This window comes from Comamonas sp. A7-5 (assembly GCF_039581385.1).
Lineage (GTDB): Bacteria > Pseudomonadota > Gammaproteobacteria > Burkholderiales > Burkholderiaceae_C > Comamonas > Comamonas thiooxydans.
The window spans coordinates 1-1,344 of sequence record NZ_JBCPWO010000048.1 but is presented as its reverse complement, the minus strand read 5'-3'; the positions used below and the strand labels follow the sequence as shown (position 1 = coordinate 1,344).

Annotated in this window: 1 protein-coding gene; it reads left to right on the top strand. The window is 67.6% G+C overall.

From position 1 onward, the window contains the following. Positions 1 to 1,344: aldehyde dehydrogenase family protein (locus AAIL67_RS24670; RefSeq protein WP_343485397.1), on the top strand; the 1,344-nt coding region annotated here is incomplete at both ends.

Below are 1,344 nucleotides of genomic sequence, written 5' to 3'. Positions count from 1 at the left end.
CAACCTCATCAACGGCCAGTGGACGGCTGCTGACAGCTATTCCCCCAACACCAACCCCAGCGACCTGTCCGATGTGATCGGCGAGTACGCGCAGGGCGGTGCGTCCGATGTGAAGGCCGCCGTGGCCGCCGCCGCTGCAGCGTTTCCGGCCTGGTCCACCTCGGGCATACAGGCGCGCTCCGACGCCCTGGACAAGATAGGCACGGAAATCCTGGCGCGCAAGGCGGAGCTGGGCGAGCTGCTGGCGCGCGAAGAAGGCAAGACCCTGCCCGAAGCCATTGGCGAAGTCGGCCGCGCCGGCCAGATCTTCAAGTTCTTTGCGGGTGAATGCCTGCGCCTGAGCGGCGAGACCGTGCCGTCGGTGCGTCCAGGCATTGGCGTGGAAATCACGCGCGAGCCGATCGGCGTGGTCGGCCTGATCACGCCCTGGAACTTTCCCATCGCCATCCCCGCCTGGAAGATCGCCCCGGCCCTGGCCAACGGCTGCTGCGTGGTCTTGAAGCCCGCCGACCTGGTGCCCGGCAGTGCCTGGGCTCTGGCCGACATCATCCACCGCTCGGGCATCCCCGCCGGTGTGTTCAACCTGGTCATGGGCCGAGGCCGCGTGATCGGCGAAGCCCTGGTGAACCATGCCGACGTGGCGGCCATCAGCTTCACGGGTTCGGTGGGCGTGGGCCGCGGCATTGCGGCGGCCTGCGTGGCTTCGGGCAAGAAGGTGCAGTTGGAGATGGGCGGCAAGAACCCCCAGATCGTGCTGGACGATGCTGATCTCGCTCAGGCCGTGGAGCTGTCGGCGCAAAGCGGCTTTTACTCCACGGGCCAGCGCTGCACGGCATCGAGCCGCCTCATCGTCACCGACAAGATCTACCCGGCCTTCATCGAGGCCCTGCAGGCGCGCATGGCCCAAATCAAAGTCGGTGACGCACGCGCCGCCGGCACCGACATGGGCCCCGTGGTCAGCCAGGCCCAGCTGGAGCAGGATCTGAGCTATGTGGAAATCGCCAAGGCCGAAGGCGCGCGCCTGGCCGCCGGTGGCGCCCGCGTGGCCTGCCACACGGGCAGCGGCAAGCAGGGCTACTACATGGCGCCCACGCTGTTCGTGGACACCGAAGTCGGCATGCGCATCAACCGCGAGGAAGTCTTCGGCCCCGTGGCCAGCGTGATCCGCGTCAAGGACTACGACGAAGCCCTGGCCGTGTCCAACGACACGCCGTTCGGCCTGTCGGCCGGCATTGCCACCACCAGCCTGAAGTACGCCACGCACTTCAAGCGCCACAGCCAGGCCGGCATGGTCATGGTCAACCTGCCCACGGCGGGCGTGGACTATCACGTGCCGTTTGGCGG